The sequence below is a fragment of the Streptomyces sp. SID486 genome (genome assembly GCF_009865385.1).
Classification (GTDB): Bacteria; Actinomycetota; Actinomycetes; order Streptomycetales; family Streptomycetaceae; genus Streptomyces.
In genome coordinates this window covers 111611-131757 of sequence record NZ_WWJT01000748.1, presented here as the reverse complement: position 1 = coordinate 131757, position 20147 = coordinate 111611, and the positions used below count along the sequence as shown (strand labels likewise).

22 protein-coding genes and 4 pseudogenes are annotated in these 20147 nt (G+C 69.6%); 10 read left to right on the top strand and 16 right to left on the bottom strand.

The genetic code is table 11. The features are described 5' to 3' along the window. Nucleotides 1-90 precede the first annotated feature (90 nt). The 3 genes and pseudogenes from GT045_RS39265 to GT045_RS35160 all read right to left on the bottom strand — a co-directional run bounded on the left by GT045_RS39265 (nt 91) and on the right by GT045_RS35160 (nt 1645). Nucleotides 91-273 (bottom strand): hypothetical protein, encoded by a 183-nt coding sequence (locus GT045_RS39265; protein ID WP_202529323.1) that lies wholly within the window; start codon nt 271-273, stop codon nt 91-93. Next, nucleotides 267-395 (bottom strand): annotated as a pseudogene (locus tag GT045_RS40300) (leucine zipper domain-containing protein); the annotation flags it as partial. The pseudogene GT045_RS40300 and the gene GT045_RS39265, both read right to left, overlap by 7 nt. Beyond that, on the bottom strand, nt 392-1645 hold the full coding sequence (locus tag GT045_RS35160; RefSeq protein ID WP_161336695.1) for a beta-ketoacyl-[acyl-carrier-protein] synthase family protein: 1254 nt from the start codon (nt 1643-1645) through the stop codon (nt 392-394). The gene GT045_RS35160 and the pseudogene GT045_RS40300, both read right to left, overlap by 4 nt. A gap of 67 nt (nt 1646-1712) precedes the next feature. Here GT045_RS35160 and GT045_RS35155 point away from each other — a divergent pair, with 67 nt between their 5' ends. From GT045_RS35155 to GT045_RS35145, 3 genes and pseudogenes are all read left to right on the top strand, one after another. After that, entirely contained in the window at nt 1713-2330 is a 618-nt protein-coding gene (locus GT045_RS35155; protein WP_161336694.1) for a TetR/AcrR family transcriptional regulator C-terminal domain-containing protein, read from the top strand. A 432-nt stretch (nt 2331-2762) separates the two neighbouring features. Next, nucleotides 2763-3164 (top strand): annotated as a pseudogene (locus GT045_RS35150) (transposase); the annotation flags it as partial. A gap of 175 nt (nt 3165-3339) precedes the next feature. Continuing rightward, entirely contained in the window at nt 3340-4086 is a 747-nt protein-coding gene (locus GT045_RS35145; RefSeq protein WP_161336693.1) for a methyltransferase domain-containing protein, read from the top strand. A gap of 405 nt (nt 4087-4491) precedes the next feature. Here the strand turns inward: GT045_RS35145 and GT045_RS35140 are convergent, their stop codons facing one another. After that, nucleotides 4492-5781, bottom strand: a complete 1290-nt coding sequence (locus GT045_RS35140) for an FAD-dependent monooxygenase (protein ID WP_202529310.1) — start codon at nt 5779-5781, stop codon at nt 4492-4494. Nucleotides 5782-6013: 232 nt separating this feature from the next. Between GT045_RS35140 and GT045_RS35135 the strand changes: the two are divergent. Further along, nucleotides 6014-6770 (top strand): annotated as a pseudogene (locus GT045_RS35135) (transposase family protein); the annotation flags it as partial. Between the two features lie 11 nt (nt 6771-6781). Here the strand turns inward: GT045_RS35135 and GT045_RS35130 are convergent. The 5 genes from GT045_RS35130 to GT045_RS35115 all read right to left on the bottom strand — a co-directional run bounded on the left by GT045_RS35130 (nt 6782) and on the right by GT045_RS35115 (nt 9044). After that, a complete protein-coding gene (locus GT045_RS35130) occupies nt 6782-7153 on the bottom strand; it encodes a hypothetical protein (protein ID WP_161297531.1) in 372 nt (123 codons plus the stop codon). 65 nt (nt 7154-7218) lie between these two features. Beyond that, entirely contained in the window at nt 7219-7836 is a 618-nt protein-coding gene (locus tag GT045_RS35125; RefSeq protein ID WP_161336692.1) for a hypothetical protein, read from the bottom strand. 259 nt (nt 7837-8095) lie between these two features. Further along, complete coding sequence (locus tag GT045_RS39260) at nt 8096-8266, bottom strand: hypothetical protein (protein ID WP_237539114.1); 171 nt, start codon at nt 8264-8266, stop codon at nt 8096-8098. Nucleotides 8267-8307: 41 nt separating this feature from the next. After that, nucleotides 8308-8658 carry a hypothetical protein gene (locus tag GT045_RS35120; protein WP_161336691.1) on the bottom strand — a complete coding sequence of 117 codons (351 nt, stop codon included), beginning with the start codon at nt 8656-8658 and terminating at the stop codon, nt 8308-8310. Next, nucleotides 8655-9044 carry a hypothetical protein gene (locus tag GT045_RS35115; RefSeq protein WP_161336690.1) on the bottom strand — a complete coding sequence of 130 codons (390 nt, stop codon included), beginning with the start codon at nt 9042-9044 and terminating at the stop codon, nt 8655-8657. The genes GT045_RS35120 and GT045_RS35115 overlap by 4 nt, the downstream gene beginning before the upstream one ends. A 289-nt stretch (nt 9045-9333) precedes the next feature. On the opposite strand from GT045_RS35115, the gene GT045_RS35110 reads away from it, so the two are divergent. After that, nucleotides 9334-9543: a hypothetical protein gene (locus GT045_RS35110; RefSeq protein ID WP_161297526.1), complete on the top strand. Its 210-nt coding sequence runs from the start codon at nt 9334-9336 to the stop codon at nt 9541-9543. 110 nt (nt 9544-9653) lie between these two features. Continuing rightward, entirely contained in the window at nt 9654-10268 is a 615-nt protein-coding gene (locus GT045_RS35105; RefSeq protein ID WP_202529309.1) for a restriction endonuclease, read from the top strand. A gap of 501 nt (nt 10269-10769) precedes the next feature. On the opposite strand, the pseudogene GT045_RS40295 reads toward GT045_RS35105, so the two are convergent. The 5 genes and pseudogenes from GT045_RS40295 to GT045_RS40290 all read right to left on the bottom strand — a co-directional run. Next, nucleotides 10770-10886, bottom strand: a pseudogene (locus tag GT045_RS40295) (hypothetical protein); the annotation flags it as partial. Between the two features lie 29 nt (nt 10887-10915). Next, on the bottom strand, nt 10916-11335 hold the full coding sequence (locus GT045_RS39255) for a hypothetical protein (RefSeq protein WP_202529308.1): 420 nt from the start codon (nt 11333-11335) through the stop codon (nt 10916-10918). Nucleotides 11336-11395: 60 nt separating this feature from the next. Continuing rightward, nucleotides 11396-11737, bottom strand: coding sequence for a hypothetical protein (locus GT045_RS35095; protein WP_161336688.1), 342 nt, complete (start codon nt 11735-11737; stop codon nt 11396-11398). 110 nt (nt 11738-11847) lie between these two features. Then, nucleotides 11848-11997 (bottom strand): hypothetical protein, encoded by a 150-nt coding sequence (locus GT045_RS35090; RefSeq protein WP_161336687.1) that lies wholly within the window; start codon nt 11995-11997, stop codon nt 11848-11850. A gap of 59 nt (nt 11998-12056) precedes the next feature. Beyond that, the gene (locus GT045_RS40290) at nt 12057-12329 is read right to left on the bottom strand and encodes a hypothetical protein (protein WP_237539113.1); all 273 of its coding nucleotides are present in this window, start codon (nt 12327-12329) and stop codon (nt 12057-12059) included. Between the two features lie 368 nt (nt 12330-12697). Between GT045_RS40290 and GT045_RS35080 the strand changes: the two genes are divergently transcribed. Continuing rightward, nucleotides 12698-14299, top strand: a complete 1602-nt coding sequence (locus GT045_RS35080; RefSeq protein ID WP_161336686.1) for an ISL3 family transposase — start codon at nt 12698-12700, stop codon at nt 14297-14299. A gap of 58 nt (nt 14300-14357) precedes the next feature. Then, nucleotides 14358-14792 carry a hypothetical protein gene (locus GT045_RS35075; protein ID WP_161297516.1) on the top strand — a complete coding sequence of 145 codons (435 nt, stop codon included), beginning with the start codon at nt 14358-14360 and terminating at the stop codon, nt 14790-14792. Nucleotides 14793-15123: 331 nt separating this feature from the next. Here the strand turns inward: GT045_RS35075 and GT045_RS35070 are convergent, their stop codons facing one another. Both GT045_RS35070 and GT045_RS35065 read right to left on the bottom strand, forming a co-directional pair. After that, nucleotides 15124-15534 carry a PPOX class F420-dependent oxidoreductase gene (locus GT045_RS35070; protein WP_161297514.1) on the bottom strand — a complete coding sequence of 137 codons (411 nt, stop codon included), beginning with the start codon at nt 15532-15534 and terminating at the stop codon, nt 15124-15126. Between the two features lie 700 nt (nt 15535-16234). Beyond that, the gene (locus GT045_RS35065; protein ID WP_161297512.1) at nt 16235-16849 is read right to left on the bottom strand and encodes a TetR/AcrR family transcriptional regulator; all 615 of its coding nucleotides are present in this window, start codon (nt 16847-16849) and stop codon (nt 16235-16237) included. Nucleotides 16850-17028: 179 nt separating this feature from the next. On the opposite strand from GT045_RS35065, the gene GT045_RS35060 reads away from it, so the two are divergent. Further along, the gene (locus GT045_RS35060; RefSeq protein ID WP_161336685.1) at nt 17029-19212 is read left to right on the top strand and encodes an MMPL family transporter; all 2184 of its coding nucleotides are present in this window, start codon (nt 17029-17031) and stop codon (nt 19210-19212) included. Between the two features lie 63 nt (nt 19213-19275). Beyond that, the gene (locus GT045_RS35055; protein WP_161336684.1) at nt 19276-19995 is read left to right on the top strand and encodes an LmeA family phospholipid-binding protein; all 720 of its coding nucleotides are present in this window, start codon (nt 19276-19278) and stop codon (nt 19993-19995) included. Nucleotides 19996-20147 lie beyond the last annotated feature (152 nt).

Here is a 20147-nt window from a genome sequence, read left to right as displayed (position 1 = left end):
GCGCTGCCACTCCACCGGCCGGCGCTGCCACTCCACCGGCCGGCGCTGCCACTCCACCGGCCGGCTCGGGCACCACGACGAGTCGATGACCTACAGCTGCCCGCGCCGCTCGTCCGACAGCGCCCCGGCCGACGACTCCACCGGCAGCCCCTCGGCACGCCCCTGCGCGATGTCGGCCGCGTTGCGGGCGGCGTCCCGCGCGTTTTTGAGCGGCCCGCCGTGGTCCGTCGCGGCCAGCGGCCCCAGCCACGCACACCCCACCCGCTCACCCACTTCGACGCCGTGGCTCGGGAAATCCCCATCTCTGCGGCGACAAGCGCGATCGGACGAGGATTGCGACGCTCGATCGATCTGCGGCGCCCCTCCACGGACAACGGCGCGTTCGCGTGGGTCATGAGGTGGTACGGGACGTGTGGTGTCGTGCGCTGGTGACGATGAGCGAGACGTTCTGTCCGCCGAAGCCGAAGGAGTTGCTGAGCACGCCGTCCTGCGGGGCGTCTCGTCGCTGCGTGGCGACATCGAGGTCGATGTCGGGATCGACGCCGGCCGTGGTGAGGTTGCGGGTCGGTGGGATGACGCCGTGCTTCACGCTGAGGACGGCGATGAGCGCCTCGATCGCCCCGGCGGCGCCGAAGAGATGGCCGAGCGCCGCCTTGGGGGCTGTAACGGTGGCGCGGCCGAAGACCTCCCGGATCGCGTGGGCCTCGGCGACGTCGCCGACCGGTGTTCCGGTGGCGTGGGCGTTGATGTGGCTGATCTGCTCGGGTGCCAAGCCGGCTTGCGCGAGGGCCTTCCGCATGGCCGAGATCTGGCCGGAGCCGTCGGGAGCGGGCGCCGTGATGTGGTGTGCGTCGGAGGCGATGCCGGCGCCCGCGAGTACCGCGTGGACGCGTGCGCCTCGGGCGCTGGCATGTTCGGCGCTTTCCAGTACCACGACGGCGGCGCCTTCGCTGAGGACGAATCCGCTGCGGTCCGCGGCGAACGGCCGGGAGGCTGAGGCGGGTTCGGCGGTGTGTCGCGACAGTGCTTTTGCCTGGACGAAGCCGGCAACGGTGATCGGTGTGATCGCGGCCTCGGCTCCACCCGCGATCACCACGTCCGCCTCGCCGGCACGGATGAGCCTGGCCCCCAGGGCGATCGCCTCGGCACCAGAGGAGCACGCCGAGACGGGCGTGTAGACCCCGGCACGGGCGCCGTACTCGATGCTGATCAGCGCTGCCGCCGCATTGGGCATGAGCATCGGGACCGTGCGTGGTGAGACGCGCCGTGCCCCGGCCGCCTCCAATAGGTCGTCTTCCTTCAACAGCGTCCGTACGCCCCCGATGCCCGTGCCGATCGCCGATGCGAGCCGGTCGGGGTCCACCCGCGGGGCACCGGCGTCGGCCCAGGCTTCGGCCGCTGCGCCCAAGGCAGCCTGCTGGGAGCGGTCCAGCCTCCTGGCCTGCACCGGCGACAGCAACTCGGCGGGGTTGATCGCCATCGTCCCCGCAATGGTGTCGGGAAGGCCGGCGTCCTCGTGGCCAGGCTGGATGCCGGCACGGATGCCGGACTCGCCGGCAAGCAGGGCCTCCCAGGTCGACACCGCGTCCGCCCCGAGTGGTGTGATCGCGCCGAGTCCGGTCACGACGACTTCAGGCAGGTGCATACCCCGAACCTTTCTTGTATGCGATACAAGTTAACGAGGGCCATGTTGTATCACATACAATTTGGCTATGGCGAAGAAGCGGACCGAAGCCCGGTCGACCTCGCCTCGGTCGCGCGACCGTGGTCGCGAGACGAGGCGCCGTCTGATTGAGGCAACTGCACAGCTCTGCAAGGAGCGGCCCGGTGCTGAGGTGAGCGTCGCGGAGATCGCGAACGCGGCAGGCGCCTTCCCCAACCAGGTCACCTACTACTTCGGCTCCAAGGACTCGCTGCTCGTGCACGCCGCCTTCCTCGGGCTGCTGCACGATGCTCGACGGGCCGAGCGCATCGGCCGCCAAGCCCCCGATGCGGTGACCTTCCGGCGCAACATCGCCCGCGCCGTGCTGGCCATGCCCTCGCTCCCATCAATCGGGCAAGCACTCGCCGCCGCAATCTCCAAGCCCGAACTCGCCCCCGTCGTCGACCGGCACCTTCAGTTGCTGTTCCGGCAGTCCGAGCGCTTTGTGTGCCACCTCATCGACAGCCGCGGCTGGAGCACCCGACGGCCGCTCAGCATGGAGGTCAGGACGTTCTGGAGCACCGCGCTCGGCGCAGTGCTGCTCGTCCGCGCCGGGGCACACGGCACTGCCGCCGACCTCGACCTAGCCGGAGCGTTGACCATCCACGACGAATCCGAGCCCCTCTAGCTCAGCCGAACGGCGCGCGATGGCGACGTACGCGCTTCGCGCGCGACGGTGACCTTGTCGCCATCAGCGTGTCCGCCGTCGCTGGCGCAACTCCACTGGTGCGGCTGGAACAAGGCATCAAGAAGATCGACGTAGCGATCGGCTCGCCAACTATCGCCGACCATATTCGCCAACCACGTTCGACCACCCGCGCTCCACCTGCAAGGTCCCTCCACCCAGCCGCCATCTATCGGCTGCCGTCGCATCGATCACGATGCGGTCACGGCGGAGGGCTTCTTCAAGGTCGGCATCACACGAGAGCCGAAAACCGAACCTGCAGAAGGTGAATGGCGGGATAGGCCCGCCCACTTTCAGGAGCGCCCTGTGGCGAGCACCGCAGACGAGCCCGAGCAGCCCCTCGACCGGACCGGAGAGGCCCCCTCCGTGGACCCCTCCTCCGAGGACCGCAACCACGCGCTCAAGGCCGTCTCCGCGTTCGAGCAGGCATACGGTGCGAAGTTCCCCAAGGCCGTCAAGAAGGTCACCGACGACGTCGACGAACTGCTGGCTTTCTACGACTTCCCCGCCGAGCACTGGATCCACCTGCGCACCACGAATCCAATCGAGTCCACGTTCGCCACCGTCCGCCTGCGCACGAAGGTCGCCAAGGGTGCGGGCGGCAGCGCGGCCGCCGCCCTGGCTATGGTCTTCAAGCTCGTGGAATCGGCCCAGGCCCGCTGGCGAGCCGTCAACGCGCCCCACCTCGTCGCCCTCGTCCGCGCCGGAGCCCGTTTCGAGCGCGGCCACCTCGTCGCCCCCCCGAGCCCCGCATCGCATGAGGCGCGTGCCGGGTAAGACGTGAAATTCGATGGACACGACGATCCCAGCGGCCCTATCGTCGCCCGGCCAGTCCTGGCGTTCACACGTTCCGAAGAGGTGCATTTGATGACGGTCCAGTCAATGGCGGCCAGCTTCCATCGGCCGACCTCCCCAGCCGTTCTGACCTCTTCGGACCAAAGGAATCCAAGAAGTGGACCTGCCACGTAGTTTCACCATCCGCGAGAGCAGCCATCGCCTCTGCAACCCCTTCACCAGCGAGAAACTGGCCATCCTGGGTCACGCCATCAGCCCGTCGCCGGGCACGCACATCCTCGACCTCGCCTGCGGCAAGGGCGAGTTGCTGTGCACCTGGGCGCGCGACCACGGTGTGACCGGCACCGGGGTGGACATCAGCACGGTCTTCATCGGCGCCGCCCGCGCGCGGGCCGTCGAGCTGGGCGTGGCTGACCGGGTCGATTTCGTGCACGGGGACGCGTCGGGCCATGTCGCCGACGATCCGGTCGGCATCGCCGCATGCGTGGGCGCCACCTGGATCGGCTCCGGCGTGCCGGGCACCGTCGACCTTCTTCGGCGCAGCCTGGCCCCCGGCGGAATGATGCTGATCGGCGAACCGTACTGGCGGCGCGAGCCCCTGGACCAGGCGACCGTCAAAGCCTGCCATGTCGCCCGCAAGGACGACCTTCTCCCACTGCCGGAACTGCTCGAGCAGTTCGGCGACCTGGGCTGCGACGTCGTGGAAATGGTCCTGGCCGACCAGGACAGCTGGGACCGGTACGCCGCGGCGCAGTGGCTCAACATCCGCCGCTGGCTCGACGCCAACCCCGATGACGAGTTGGCCGACGAGATGCGCACCGAACTCGCCGCAGCTCCCGCCCAGCACGCGAGATACCAGCGCGAATACCTCGGGTGGGGAGTATTCGTCCTGATGAACCGCTGACCACCACTCCGAGTGGGGGCCGGCATGCCATGCCGGCGCCCACTCGCGGGGTGCCGCACGACGGACACCCCGGAACCTCACGGGCAGAACGAGCTCTACGTCATCCACAGATCTCGACAATTACTCGCGAGCGATCCGGCTGCGGATCAATGGGCTTGGACGTCACGGGGTCGATGTCCCAATAGTCTTGTCAGTTCCGGTGAGCCGACCAGGAAAGTGGCAGAACCACAGAGACCCCGCGCGGTGGAATGTCATCGATCTTGTCAGTTTTCCGAGCCGGAACCGCCTCATCGGAACGTGGCGTGGCCGCCGTACGGGCGCTCCAACCCACACCGTGCGGCATGAGCGGAAGTCGTCCGGCGGTGTCCCACCGAAGCGTGGTACCTCTCGACACGTATGTGACACCTACAGCTTGGCCGACGAGGTGATCGGCGATCCGGCCGGGGCTGCGGAGTCCGGCACCCCCGTGTAGTCGGGCAGCTCGACGCCGTTGATCGCGCGCCCGACCAGCTCCGTGAACCATTCGCCGGTGAAATCGGGGCGCGGCTCGGCGTCTGGCCCGGGGACGTCGCGGCTCCGGGCGTTCAACCGGCCGATCTCCTGGTTGGCCTCGACGAAGGAGCGCATCCGTGCCTCGTAGCGGGCGAACCCGGCGTCGGGGTCCCATTCGGCGGCGGCCAGCTCTCCGGCCAGCAGGTAGGCGCCGACCAGGGCCAGCCCGGTGCCCTGCCCGGACATCGGCGACGAGCTGAACGCCGCGTCCCCGAGCAGCCCCACCCGTCCACTCGACCAGCGGTCCATCACCACCTGGGCGACCTGGTCGAGGTAGAAGTCCGGGGTGTCGTCCAGGTGCGCGAGGATCTCCGGGGCGAGCCATCCCAGGCCCGCCATCCGCTCCCGCAGCAGGCGCTTCTGCGCCGCGACGTCACGGTGGTCGACGTCGAAGTCGGCCGAGGTGGAGTAGAACACGGCCATCGCCCGGGTGGCGTCCTGGATGGGCCGCAGGAGGGCGGAGCGCCCGGACTCCTGATCCTGGTACTCCAGCAGCCAGCGGTCCAGCCCGAACTCGTTGGGCACACTGTAGAAGGCCAGCATGTGCCCGAGGTGGCGGAGGAACCGCTCATGCGGCCCGAAGACCATCGCTCGCAGCTCCGAGTGCAGCCCGTCTGCCCCGACCACCAAGTCGAAGCGCCGCCGGTTGCCGCTCGCGAAGACGACATCGACCCCGTCCGCGTCCTGGGCGAGCTCGGCGATGCGGTCGCCGAAGACGTACTCGACGCCGTCGCGGGTGGCGTCGTAGAGCACCTGGGACAGGTCCCCGCGCAGGATCTCGATGTCCGCGATGAACCCGTCGCCACCGTCGTCGTCGGCACGGAAGGTCTCCAGCACCTGCCCGTCCGCGTCCACGGTGTGCGCGCCGGCGGTGTCGGTGCACGCCGCGCGCACCGCCGCGTCCAGCCCCATGCGCCCGATGACCTCCTTGGCGACCCCGCGCGCGTCCACCGCCTGCCCGCCGGGACGCAGCTCGGGAGCCCGCTCCACCACGGTCACCGCAGCCCCCCGCCGGCACAGCCAGTGGGCCAGCGCGGGTCCCGCGATGCTCGCCCCCGCCACCAACACCCTGGGACCACTCACCCGCGCCCCCCGCCCGCCCGTCCGGATCGCGTGGCCCTGGTCGGAGTCGTCGACGCTCATCACAGCCTCCATCTGCTTCCACCCGCGCTGGAACGTCCCCAGCACAGGCCCACCGCTGTCGGTGTATCCAGCCGTATCGACCACGGATCCGCACAAAACTCATCGGTCACGGCAGACAGTGAGCCATTCCCAACCTCTCATGACACCCGCGCAGTTCAGCTGATAGACAGCTGAAGCCCCTGGTAAGAGATGGGTTTTCGACCAAGAGAACCGTCTCCACCAGAGGCTTCGCATGCATGTCTGCCCGTCCGGCGTCGAGGTGTCCAGCTCTGCCCTGCGCTTCCTCGCCGCGCGTCTGAGGGAACACCGCCGCGCTCTCGGCACCTGATGGCGCCGCCTCAAACGTTGACCGACGGGCCCTGCTCACCCTCGCCCACCTGCGCAACGGCCGGCCCTACGCCCAGATCGCGGCCGGATTCGGGATCGGCACCACCACCGCCCACCGGTACATCACCGAGGCCGTCAACCTCTTGGCCGCCCTCGCCCCCGCCCTCACCGAAGCCGTACGAGCGGCGTCGACAAAAGCGTACGTAATCCTGGACGGGACGCTCCTGCCGATCGACCGAATCGCCGCCGACCGCCCTTTCCACTCGGGCAAACACAAAAAGCACGGCATGAACGTGCAGGTCATAGCCAATCCCCAGGGGCGTCTGCTGTGGGCTTCACCAGCCTTGGCCGGCGCCGTCCAGGGCGTCCGTGCAGCGCGCGAGCACGGCGTCATCGAGGCACTCGCCGAGGCCGGCATCACCTGCTGGGCAGACAAGGGCTCCCAGGGCGCAAGCGGCACAGTCCGTCTCCCTTACCGCGGCCGATGGGACAGCCTCTCCACCGGCCAGCAGGCCGTCAACCGAGCCGACGCAGAGGTCCGCGCACCCGTCGAGCGGGCCATTGCCACCCGCAACTCCTGGCGACTCCTCAGCAAGCTCCGCTGCTCGACGACCCTGACCTCGAGCCTCGTCCAAGCCGTCCTGGTCCTCCAGCTCGCCGCCTGTGGCTGGGATCAACTCGCAGCATTCACCAGGTTCGTCAATTCGGCCTCGGTCGTGCCCGCGCGCAGACGAACGTCGAAGGTGTAACCCTCATCGCAGAACACCAGGTCCAGGCCCATGGGCGTCAGCTCGCGGAAGACGATCGCCAACCAGATCGCGTCCTCCTCCCAGACGTCCATGTACAGGCATGTGCCGTCCTCGTGCAGATACGCTTCACCTGGACCGTTCTCCGTCTTGAACTGCCATATGGTGCTGCGTACTTCACTGCGGTGCATCGAGTCGATCCCAACCTCAGACCACCGGGCACGGATCGCGTCGGTCAGCGCATCTCGATCGATGCGCCATCCGTCCACATCACCCTCGACCACCGCCAAGAACGTCATAGCCAGGGTCTACCAGACGTCCGTGACACACCGCCGATCGGCTGTCGCCTGAAGTCGGAATGGGCTCACTGTGGCCGGTACGAGAGTACTGGGTCAGCCCACCCGCCAAGGCGACGGCAGAGGCCGAATCGGGAGGGCAGCCACCGGCGCCGCCGGAAGTGAGCTTCAGTGACCGAAGACCACTGGGGCCCGGAGAGATCTTCCACGCCCCACCAGGTCTTCACGGCCTTGTTGCCGTCGAGTTTCAGCAGCGGCCATCGCGGCAGGTGCAGGCCGATGAAGAACATCGAGACGTCATCCCCGCACTTGGTGGTGTAGAAGTAGCGTTCAACGTCCGTGTAACTAGCTCCCATTCCGCACTCAAATCCCATGGTTCCACCTAGCCATGAGAGCGCCAGCTTCCCGCCGGCCGGGATCGACGGCACCAGCACAGGGTTGAACCACTCCTCGCCGTTGAGGCCCCGTGTGAGTCCGGTCCTCACTGTCTGTGCAACAACGATGTTGGTCGCAGGTCCAGTCCCCACGTTGACGAGCCACCATTTGGGCTCACTGGAACCGCCCTGCCCGCTCTCCCACATGAACTGCAAGACAGGCATGTGAGAGCGGCGGTTGGACGCATACGCGAGGACCAACGATCCCAGCGACACGAGGACCGCAAGGACCGCGATCAAGATGGTCAGCATCGCCCCTCCCCCTGCGCGCGATGACTACGCGCTCCATCCATACCCAGCCTGACGAAGCGGCCAACGGCGCCCGAGCTCTCCACGTGGCTAGCAAAGCGCCGTGCGACGGCTCGGAACGTCTGCGGGCGGCGCTTGTCGCGGCACGGTGGTCGTTGCTTCCAGACGGCAGGAGATCACCGAGAGGGGTAGTGCAGGGCCTCATGCAGGTTCAGGGCGCGGCGGCGGACCAGGCCGGTGCGGTAGTCCGCGGGCAGCGCTGTCAGGGCGGCCACGGTGCGGCGACACGCCTGCTCGATGTCGCCGTGTGATGGGAGCAGGCGGTGGCGTCGATGGCCAACAGGGCGTGGGTCATGGTGCTGGTCGGCGCGGACAGTTCCAGAGCGCGCTGCTGGCTCTCGTTCGCGCGGCGGGAGTCCCCGAGGGTGGTCAAGACGTGGCTCAGGTGGACGTGGTGTTTCCGCTCGCCATACGTCAGCAGCCACATGTCCGACCGCTCGCCCTCGGGGGGCGTCCCATCAGGGCGTCGGCGAGCACCTGGCGGGCCTGCTCGCTCTGGTGGTTGAAGGCGTAGGCGCGGGCGGCGACCGCGGCCGCCAGCGTCGCCGCGGTGGTCGGCCGGATACTGGCGATACGGCGGGTATGTTCGGCGACGCTGGCCGCTGCCCTCGGGGCGCCGTAGTTGAGCGGCACCATCGCCTCGCGGGCGAGGACCCATGCGTGCGGGTTCTGGTCGCCGGATTCGGCGGCGGCCCGGGCGGCGGTGGTGAACCAGGCATGGGACTCCCGGCGGCTGCCCAGACGATGTAAGAGGATGGCGGTCATCCCGGCCATCTGCCCGGCTGTCCGGCTGTCCGGCACAGCCTGGCTCGGACGGGTGCGGGCTGCGGGACGGTGAGCAGTGGGCGCAGGGTCGTGAAGTCGGTGGCCACGTCGGCCAGGACGTGGGTGGGTGCCTGTCCGTGGTAGCCGTATCCGTAGCTCTCGGCTGCTGCCTCGAGGTCGGGCCAGGTCCTGGGGGTAGCGGGGGAGAGGGTCTGGTCGACGTCGGTCCGGGCGGCGGTGAGTGCGGCGAGGGCGGGAGTGGTGAGGCCGGCGGTCAGCGCACCGCGCAGCAGGTTGCGGCGCTCATCGTCTTCTCCATGGTCGGGCTCCGCGCTGTGAACGGCGGTGTCCTCCCAGGGGTGCGCAGCAAGCCCCCAGTAAGGCACCGGGAATGTGCAGTCCGCCGGCGATTCGGTCGACAGTCGTGAGGGCGGCTGTAGTGCCCCGGGCGGACTGCCGCCAGGCGAGCAGCTTTTTCACGCGTGGCCGGGAGGCGGTCCGACTGCCACCACCCTCGGGTCACCCGTTCGGCAATCTGGCCAGGACCGATGGCTTTATGCCATTCACCGCCAACCCGTCTCCAACATCACTGACGCCCCGCTACACATGAAGGCCGGGGTAGCGGGCTGCCGCCCCAGCGTCGTGATGCCCGGTTGTTGGGGGAGGTCTGGACGGTTGCTGACCATCGACGTGGCCGTGCTGCTCGCAGTCATCGTGTTCTTCCGGCTGCGGCGCCGAACGCAGGCCCGCAGCCGGAACGAGGAGAGGACCACGGCCGTCCTCATCCTGGCCCTGGGTGTCCTCATTGCTCCCACCCCGGTGGGCCAGGGGATTTTCGACGTCGTGGGGCAGCTGGCGAGCGGTGTTACGCAGGCCAGCCGGTGAGCCCCCGCGCGCGTACGAGAAAGACGGGGGCGTCCAAGCGCCCGCCGGTGCGTCGGCGTACCCGCAGGACCGGCCGGGGGCAGCGTGCGGATGACCGGCTGGTCGGCTTGATGGTGACCGCAGTCGTGGCCGTCGCCCTGGTGGTGTCGGTCGTCAACTGGCTGCTGGTCCACTGGTGGGTGCTGCTGGCCGTCGGCATTCTCGCGGCGCTGGCCGGCGGCGGCCGGCTCTACCAGAAGCAGCAGCAAGTGCGGTGGGAAGCGGTCCGCGCCCAGGGGCTGCGCTACGGCCTGTCCCAGTTGGACGCCCTGCATCATTCCCGGTTCGAGGAAGCGGTGCGGGACCTGATGCGCCGTGACGGCTGCATGGACGCAACCCGTGTCGGGGGCCGCGGCGACCTGGGCGCTGACGTGAAGGCCACCGACCCCTACGGAAGGCGCTGGGTGGTCCAGTGCAAACACCGACGCAACGGCCTGTCGGGCTCCGCCGTGGGGACGCCCGACCTGCAGGTCCTCAACGGCACCGCCCGTCAGGTTCACGGCGCCGACGTCGCGGTCATCGTCACCAACGGTCGCGTCACGGCGCCGGCCGTGGCCTTCGCCAAACAGCAGCGCCTCCACGTCGTCGACCGGCACACCCTCGGCGCCTGGGCGTCCGGCCCACGTCCGCTGTGGGAACTGCTGAGAGCCGTGCCGCCTCCGCGCAAGCCCACCAGCCTGTCCTGAACCCAGGCACAGACGGCGTCCATGTCCATAAGAGCCGGACACAGCCTCGCGTGGAGGGACAGCGCGAGATGCCGTGCCAACGATCCCGTGGCCCGGACAGGCCTCCGTGGCGGGGCGGGTGTCGTCCTCGGGGAGGTCGTCGATGCTGTCGTCCTCGTCGTGCTGCGCCGACTCGTCGGTCATGGGGCCGGTGCCGTATCGCGGGGGCCGTGCGGCGGGAAACGGCAGCGTGGTGGCGCGGGCGAGGAGAGCTTGTTCGGTGGTGGTGGCGTGGCCGCTGTGGACGCGGCGCATGAGCTGGTCGAGGGCGTCGGCGAGGCCGGCCTCGTGCTGCTGGCTGTCGTCGTGGTCGTTGTGGTGGGCGTGGTTGCGGATGTGCTGCCAGGTGTGGTCGTTGAAGGGCTGATGGACGTGGTGGATCCAGGGGATTTCGGTGGGGTCGCCGTCGGTGAGGCGGATCCAGATCTGGCGGACGTCGTGGGGTTTGTAGTGGATCTCCCATTTCCCGCCGCGGCCGGCGACGGTGGAGGGCTGGCCGCGGTAGGAGGCGAGGAGATCGTGGTCGTAGGTGCGGTGGTGGATGGTGATGCCGGCGGGGGTGATGGCCTGCCAGCGCACGGGCAGCAGTTCGAGGTAGTCGCGGCCGGTCAGCGGGAAGGGCACGTGTCGGCGACGGCGACGAGAGCGGCCCTCATTTGGTCGGGGGTGAGGGCTTTGCGGGGCATCATCGGGTGGCGCAGGCCTTCGTGGGGCCGGTGGCAGAACAGGGCGTTGATGGTGCCGAAGGTGCGCTCGACGATGCCTTTGGCGGTGGGGGTGCGCGGCCGGGGCTGGCTGGACGCTGATGCCGAGGTGTTCGCTGGTGGCGTGAACGCGGCGGAGACGAAGATTCTGCCGCGGTCGACGACGATCGTCTCGGACAGGGCGACGGGCCGGGCCAGGCGCCCGTCGTCGAAGAGGGCGAGGACGTCCAGGCGGGTGGTGTCGACCTGCACCTGTTCGCCCGGCCGCAAAGCTGTGGTGGGGGTGAAGGCCCGCCCGTCTACGCTCGCGGGTACCTGTCGCACCGGCCCGGAGGGCAGTTCACCGGGCCGGGCCAGGGCGGTGACCAGTCGGTACAGCGTGGCCTACGACGGCGTGGGCACCGTGCCGGGGCCGTGCCGGTCCTGGAGGATTTGGTTGATCAGCGGGAACAGGCCGTTGATGGTGCCCTTGGAGCGTCCGCGGCGGCGGTGCAGCGCCTCACGGACGGCGGCGACGACCCGCTCGTCGGCTCGCCCGGTGGGGCTGGAGGCGCGGGTGGTGCGGTGGTCGAGCAGCCTCCACAGGCCTTGCTTGCGGTGGGCCAGGCGCGTGCGCTGCGCCGTGGTGCGCGAGACGCGGCCGAAGCCCAGCGCTGTCAGCTCCTGGGCGTTGGCCTGCTCGCGTTCGGCCAGGGTGTGCCGCTCCGGGTCGTACTGCGGCCGCACGCTTTTGTCACTGCCGGGCCCGCCGGCCAGGCCGCATTCGACTTCTCGCGCGTGCCGCTGCCAGGCCAGCGCTTTTTCACGCGCCGCGGCGGGGGCGGTTTCGACAGCCCCTACTGCGGGGTCGCCTGCGGCGCCTCGGCCCCGATGACGGTGAAGCCTGGGTCGGCGAAGAGGTGCCCGGCGGGTACGGCCTGTCCGCCGCCGTCCGGGCCGACGAGATGGATGTCCTGCCTCGACAGGGCGACTACTTGCCACGTCACGCCACGGAACCGGATGCGCGCACCGGCCTTCACGGTCGTCCGGGCATCGCGTCGCGCGCTTATCCGGCGTCTCCCATCTTGCCCGGGCTGCTCCAGCCCTGCGTGCCGAGGAGGACGCGTTCGTGCAGCGGCGTGTCCAGGCAGGCCGTCAGCGGGTCGTGCCACTGGGCGTGGAAGACGCAAGGGAGGACCTCGATCGGGTCGGCGACCGCTTCGGTGGCCTCGATCAGCGGCCGCGGACGCCTGAACGCCTCGACGACCGCCGTCATGTGGCCCGGGCGGCTGGCGTTGCGGGGGTGGTAGCCGGCCAGGCATTTCAGGTTGGTGGCCACGACGTCGTCGAGTGGTGGCAGGCGCCGGTAGGTCCAGCCGATGTGCGCGCACGCCTGTGCAACGCCTCGGCGGCCTTCCTCGCGCGTTCCCCGCCCGCGTCCGGGTGGCCGGGGCAGTCGGCGAGCAGCGCGGTGCCGTCGGCACGGTGGGCGAAGAGTTGCGGCACCCAGGAGCGCACCTGTCCGCGTAGATCACGCCACACCAGCCGCACCGGCCGCCCCGCCAGGTGGCTCAGTTCACGAGTTTCGGCTCTGGCTCAGTTTCCGTGACCTGCGCACGCTGAGTCACGGTTCATGGTCGTGTTGGGCTCCTGAAAGCCGCCCGAAAATGATCAGTGGTGACCTCGGGTACCTGACAGTTCGGGACCGTGGAAGAAGTGGGCGTCCGACTGGAGGAGTTGCTGTTCCCGTCGATCGCGGACGTGTCGGTGGTGTCGGTGGACGTGAGCAGCGAGACGATACGAGTCGAGGCCCGCAGCACAACGACCGGTTCAGCGTGTTCGGGCTGCGGGAACTGGTCGATCCGGGTTCATAGCTCCTACCTGCGGTTTCCTGCGGATGTCCCCAGCGCAGGGCGCCGGGTGGTGCTTTGCCTTCGGGTCCGTCGCTTCGCCTGCCCCGTCGCTTCGTGCGGGCGACGGACGTTCGTTGAGCAGGTGCCGGGATTGACCCGGAGATATGGCCGGTGGACCGAGCGTCTGCGTTCGACGCTGGAGGCGGTCGGCCTCGCCCTGGCCGGCCGGGCGGGAGCTCGGATGGCTGGAGTCTTTGGGGTGTCTGTCAGCCGCAGCACGGTGCTGCGGCTCGTCGAGGCGCTGCCTGACCCGGATCTGCCAGCCCCGAGAGTGGTCGGCGTCGATGAGTACGCGACGCGCACGGGCCGGCACTACGGCACGGTGCTGGTCGACGTCGAAATGCGACGGCCGGTGGACCTGCTGCCAGATCGGGAGGCATCGAGCCTGGCCGCCTGGCTGGCCAAGAGGCCAGGGATCGAGGTCGTCTGCCGGGACCGGGCTCCGTTCTTCGCCGAAGGCGCCACCATTGGGGCACCGCAGGCAATGCAGGTCGCGGACCGCTGGCACCTGTGGCACAACCTCAGCGAAGCCGCCGAGCGGTGCGTCGCCGACCATCGGGGTTGCCTGCGAGGCATGGCACCCGAGCCATCCCAACAGGTCAAACAACCAGAAGAACCAGCTGACCCCACTGGCTCACCGTGGCCCACTGGCCACCGGTTCGCCGACAGAACCCGGTCCAACCATGCCGCCGTCCACGCTCTGCTGGCGGCCGGCCACAGCCGCCGTGCGATCCAACGCCAGCTCGGGATGACCTACCGCACGGTCAAGCTCCTCGCCGACGCGACCACCCCGGAAGACCTCTTCCACGGCCAGTGGCAGGGCCGCCCCTCCGTCCTCGACGAGTACAGGACCTACCTGGACGACCGCTGGAACCAGGGCTGCACCAACGCATGGAAGGCATGGGAGGAGATCGTGCCACTCGGCTACAAAGGCAGCTACCAGCGAGTTCGCGCCTACTTCCGCACCAAACGCCCATCGGTCGATCCGGGCACCGCACCCCCGCCCTCGCCCCGCACCGTCGCCGGCTGGATCCTGCGCCACCCCGACTCCCTCTCCGAGGTCGATCAGCTCCGGCTCAAGGCCGTCATGGCCCACTGTCCCGAACTTGAAGCCCTCGCCGGACATGTCCGCTCCTTCGCCCAGATCCTCACCGAGCGACAGGGCCAACGGCTGCCCGATTGGCTCGACGCAGTCCGCCAGGACGACCTGCCCGGTCTCCACACCCTCGCCGCCGGCATTGATCGCGACCGGGCTGCGGTCACCGCCGGGCTCACGCTGCCCTGGAACTCGGGCGTCGTGGAAGGGCACGTCAACCGCATCAAGATGCTCAAACGCCAGATGTTCGGCCGAGCCGGCTTCGCACTCCTGCGGAAACGAGTGCTCCTCGCTCCATGACGGATGCCAACACGTGAAACGCTTCCGACAACGATCAACGCCACCGCAGGAGCCGCGAATGTCCAGGACCGCCGACATCGATCTCGTGTTCGCACGCGCCGTCACCGTAGACGCCGTGGTGCGAGCTCTGGCCGGTGAGGGGTGGTCGCTACAGGAACCGCTTGGTATCTCCTACGTGGTCAACAACGACGACCTGTTCGACTGGCAGTCGACTTCAACCGACCAGGCAGCTGAGGTCCTGACCTTGGTTGATTCACCGGCCAACGTCGACCACCACGTCGGTGTCTGCATCTATCACTCAACTGCAGAAACCGGTGGCCAACTACTTTTTCATGCTGGCCGATCGCACTGTTCCTTCATTCCGACGATCGACCGGCGGAGCCTCTCCGGAGCACCAGCCCTCACGGACATGGCCTGGTATCTGAACGCACTGGTGCCGCCCCTGCTTGCCCTGGGGCTGGCCAGCTACGAAACGAGAGACCTTGCTGACTGAGACTCGTTCGTCCGTCAGCAGCTCTCGGTCGACATCCGGGCAGCACGCGCATACGGAAAAGCGTCGCTGCCTACCCAACCGGTGTCACTCACGACCACGCGATCACGGAAACTGAGCCAGAGCCCGGGATCGGACAGCACTGAGCTGGCGCGCGGCGACTCACACGGAGGAGCCGCCGCCACGGCCCGGTGACATCGACGCGTTGAAGCAGTCGAAGCTGTCGGTGTCCTCGCGCTTCCTCGCGGGGGCACCGACAGCGCCGGATGTCTTCCATGTCCCCTGCGGAAAACGCCAGGTTCAGCTGTCGCAACGGCAGTCCGGTGGTGACCGGTCAGGCGGTCGCGGTACCGACCACCTTGGTCGGGCTGATACGGACGACAACACGGAGGACCTCCGCCGGGAGGTCGAGGTACTCCTGGCCGGCGCCGGGGCCTTCATACTGCTCGGCGAGAGCAACCGCCAGAGACCGGTCAGTGTCCTCAGTGATGGTCGCGAGGCCGCGTATCTCGGCGTAGCGCAACGGGTCGGCCGGGTCGTAGATGGTGAGGCTGGCGCGGGGTTCTTGGCGCAGGTTGCGTTCCTTGCGGCGGCCGGCAGCGGTGGAGATGAGCAGGTCATCTCCGTCGCGGCCTACCCAGACCACTGACGTCTGCGGGCTTCCGTCAGGGTTGACGGTGGCGAGGACGGCGGGAACTGGCACATCCAGCAGCGCCCGGACGGAATCGTTCAGCATGGCTGTCATTCGGGCGAAGCTATCGGCAGCCCGGCCCGTCTCGCACCTGGATTTGGTCGACTGCGAGGTGATGCCCTGGCACCGGTCTCTGCCTTCCGGAGGGTACCCGCGGGCGTGCTGCCGCAGTCACGTGTCGATGCGACCGGACTTCAGGAGCGTCGTCGGCCAGTGGTTCGGGTGCTGTTGATTCTCGTGACCATCGAACACGGCGCGGTCTGGGTGCCCTTGCGAACTGCTGAACAACTGCTGTCGAAACTCGGGCTCTGGCTCAACTTGTGTGACGTGGCCACTCTGATCAGCACCAAAGCCAGCGGTCGGTGCCAGTGGCGCCGCTTCCCACGTCCAGGCGCAGCATCTCCATGCCTGGAGTGATTGAGACGGGGCGCATCTTCGTCGAGGCGCCTGGGATGTCGGGCGTGCAGGCATCGAGGCCTGGTCACAGGGTGCCCCTGAAACCGCCACCATCGCTCGTACTGCTGCCCTATGGGGTGGTTGGGAGTCAGCTGGACCGCCCTTCTGGGACGTCCCGTACAAGAAGTCGGCGACTAGATAGCTCGACAACCCCGGCGGGTCGAGCCGCCGGGGTCACGCAGTTTCTGCGCCAGTCACCACCGGGTGGTTGTTGCCGTCCCGGACCGGTTCCGTGCCGTTCGCCATGAGTGCGTCCGAGACAACCGGCAGGGGGGCGTCCCCCGCCGCGCCCCGGCCGTCAGGTCGAGCCGATCTCCCGCAGGAAGCCGAAGGCCCGCGGTAGCGGCGCCGGGCCCCTGTCCGTGAGGCCGGACGCGCGGCGGGCGCGGCGGGTGCGCAGGACGGCACGCACCGCCGAGAGCGCGGCGCACGCGATGACGGCCGCCTTGAGGTCGGCGTCCGGCGTGTCCGGGTCCAGCCTGTCGCGCACCAGGACCGTCAGCCGCTCCTCGAAGTCGGAGAAGGCCTGGACGAGGCGGGCCGTGACGACGTTCTCGATGTCGTCCAAGGGGTGGCCGAGAGCCGTCAGGGTGGAGGCGGCGAACGGTTCCGCCGCCTGCGACAGGGCGTTGCACACGGCGTCCAGGGGCTCCTCGTCCGCCGGACGGGCGGCCAGGGCGTTCTCGACGAAGGTGAAGATCTCGACGCCGTCCGGCAGCAGCAGCGCTTCCTTGCTCTCGAAGTAGCGGAAGAACGTGCGTACCGAGACGTTCGCGTACGCGGCGATGTCCGCGACGGTGGTGCTCTCGAAGCCGCGCTCCTCGAACAGGCGCGCGGCCCCTTCCAGCAGCAGGCGTCGCGTCTCCTCCTTCTTGCGTTCGCGCAGTCCGGCGGGGGCGATCTCACTCGGCATGGCCGAAGCCTCCGGCATCGTGTCGTGACTGTCAATTGACACCCGTGCCGGCTTCGCCGGGTTCGCCGGAGGGTGCCCGGTGTCGTCGCCCCAGCAAAGCGTCATGACTGCCAATTGTCATGCATGCCACTTGTCTCTAGAGTTTGTGTCACTCGTGACAGTTTTCTCTGGAGGTACCGGTGCCCCGATCCCCGCTCGCGCCGACCGGCCCGCACCCCTCGAAGCGCGCGGCCCGCGCTCCCGGCGCGCTCGGCCGTCTGGGCGCCCACTGCGCCCGGCGCCCGGTCGTGGTCATCGGCGCCTGGCTGCTGATCCTCGCAGCGGCGCTCACCGGGCGGCACCTCGCGGCACCCACCTTCAGCGACGAGGTCAGCCTGCCCGGCACCGCCTCGCACACCGGCGCCGACATCCTCGCGCGATCCATGCCCGCGGTGGGACGGCCCAACGGCAAGGTCGTCTTCCACAGCGCCACCGGCACCGTGGCCGACCAGCGGACGGCACTCGACCGGACCCTGTCGAAGCTGCGCGACCTGCCGCACGCCACCGCCGCCTCGCAGGTCGTGACCAGCGACGACGGACGCACCGCCTACACCACCGTCTCCTTCGACCGGCAGCTGAAGAGCCTCGGCCACGACTACACCGGGCGGCTCGACGCGGCGACGGAGCCCGCCCGGGCGGCGGGACTGGGCGTCGCCTACGGCGGCGACCTCGACCAGGTGGTCCGGGAACCGGCCGACGACAAGGCGAGCGAGGGCGTGGGCGTCGTCACCGCCCTCGTCATCCTGCTGCTCGCCTTCGGCAGTGTCCTCGCCGCGCTGCTGCCCCTGGCCACCGCGCTGATCAGCGTCGGAGTGGGCCTCGGCATCGTGGGCGTCGTCGCCGCCACCCTCTCCTTCGCGACCTCCGCCACGACCCTGGCCGGCATGATCGGCCTGGGTGTCGGCATCGACTACGCCCTGTTCCTGACCACGCGCTTCCGCCAGGACCTGATCGAGGGCCGGGACCCCGTCGAGGCCGCGGCCCGCACGGCGCACACCAGCGGACGCGCGGTCCTCATCGCCGCGCTGACCGTGGCGGTGGCCATGCTCAGCTTGTACGCGTGCGGACTGACGTTCATCGGCAAGATCGGCCTGGCCGCGACGTTCGCCGTCGTCGTGACCGCCGGTGCCGCCCTCACCCTCGTCCCCGCCGCCCTGGGCCTCGTCGGCCGGCGCATGGACCGCGTGCGGGTGCGTCGACCGGTCGCCGAGAGCGCCGGAGCGCGGGACGGCTGGCACCGGTACGCACAACGCGTCGCCCGGCGGCCGTGGACCTTCCTGGCCGTCGGCCTCGCCGTCCTCGGCGTCTGCTCCGTGCCCCTGCTGTCGATGCGCCTCGGCCACGTCGACGCCGGCGCCGACCGGCCGGGCAGCAGCACCCGCACCGCGTACGACTGGATCGCGCACGCCGAGGGCGAGGGCTTCGGAGCGGGCGCCAACGGCCCGGTCCTCGCCGTGGTCGACGTGAGCGGGGCGCAGACCTCCGCGGACCGGGTGGCGCACGACGTGACCGCGGCCCTCCAGGGCACCCACGGCATCGCGTCCTTCACCCCGGTCCGGGCGAGTGACGACGGCAGCGTCCTGGTCACCACGATCACCCCGGCCACCGGCCCGCAGGACGCCGCGACCGGCACACTGCTCCACACCCTCTCCGGCCGCACCCTGCCCGGCGCCCTCGACGGCACGGGCGCCCGGGCCTGGCTCACCGGCAGCGTGGCAGGCCAGGCCGACTTCCGGGACACGGTCGGCGACCGGCTGCCGATCGTCATCGGTGTCGTCCTGGTCCTCGCCTTCCTGCTGCTCATGACGGTCTTCCGCAGCGTGCTGATCCCCCTCAAGGCCGTCGTCCTCAACCTCCTCACCACGGCAGCCTCCTACGGCGTCCTGGTCGCCGTGTTCCAGTGGGGCTGGGGCGGCACACTGCTGGGGCTGTCGGAGCCGGTGCCCATCGAGTCGTACGTCCCGATGATGATGTTCGCCATCGTCTTCGGGCTGTCCATGGACTACGAGATCTTCCTGCTGTCCCGGATCGCGGAAGCGTGGCACCGCACCGCCGACAACCGGCTCGCCGTCGGCGAGGGACTGTCCGCGACCGCACGCGTCATCTCCGCCGCGGCCTTCATCATGACCGCGGTGTTCCTGTCCTTCACCGCCTCACCGACAGTGGTGGTGAAGATGCTCGCCCTGGGCCTGGCCGTCAGCGTGATCCTGGACGCCACGGTGGTCCGTCTGATCCTGGTGCCGTCCGCCATGTTCCTGCTGGGCCGGGCCAACTGGTGGCTGCCCCGACGGCTCGACCGCCTCCTGCCCCACGTGCACGCCTGACCGCCCCGCTCACCGCCTCACCCGCCGACGCCCGTGTACCGACGATCCGGAGCCGAAGACCACGTGACATCCAACCGCCGGAACAAGACACGCCTCCTCGTCTCGCTCGCCGCGGCCCTGGCCGCCCTGGTGTGCTCGACCGACCTCCTGGTGGAGCACCGGACCGAGGGGCGGATCGCCGCCCGGGCGGCACAACGGCTCGACCCGCACGGGCCGGTCCACGCCGACCTCACCACCCCGCTCGCGGGACTGCGCACCCTCGACGGCGACGTCGGCGACGTGGAGGTGACGGTCCGGGGCGTACGCCGTCAGCACGCCGTGATGGACGTGACCCTCCGCCTCAGGGGGGTCACGACGGACGGCGACAGCGCCGGCGGCAGCGGGACCGCCACCATCGGGTACGACCAGGTGACCCGGCGGCTCGGCTCGACGGGCGACGGCCTCACGGCCAGGGGCCGGGACGGCGACCTCGTCCTCGACGGAAGCGTCGGCCGCCTGGGGCTGCCGGTCGCCGTGCGGTGCGAGGTGTCGACGACGGCGGACTCCTTCACCGTCACGCCCACCACCGTGAACGTCCTCGGCCGGCAGGTGGCGGTCGACGACCTCGCCGCGCTGCCGTCCGCCTCCGCGCTGCGGCGGCAACTCGAGCCCCGGACCGTACCGGTCACCGGTCTGCCCCGCGGCGTCAGGCTGACCTCGGCACACGCCACGGCCGACGGCCTCGTCCTCGCCTTCTCGATCGCCGCCGGGCCGACTCCGGGCACGGGAACGGGAGCCGTCTGACCCGCCGCCCGGAGGGCGACGACCGGGCGCGCACCGGACGCCGATCGACCGGGAATCAACCGGGCCGTTTCCCGGTTCCACCAGCAGCATCCCGAGCGGCCGCCGGTAGGCCGCCCGGGAGCCGGTAATGGGCTGGATGACCGGGGATGGTC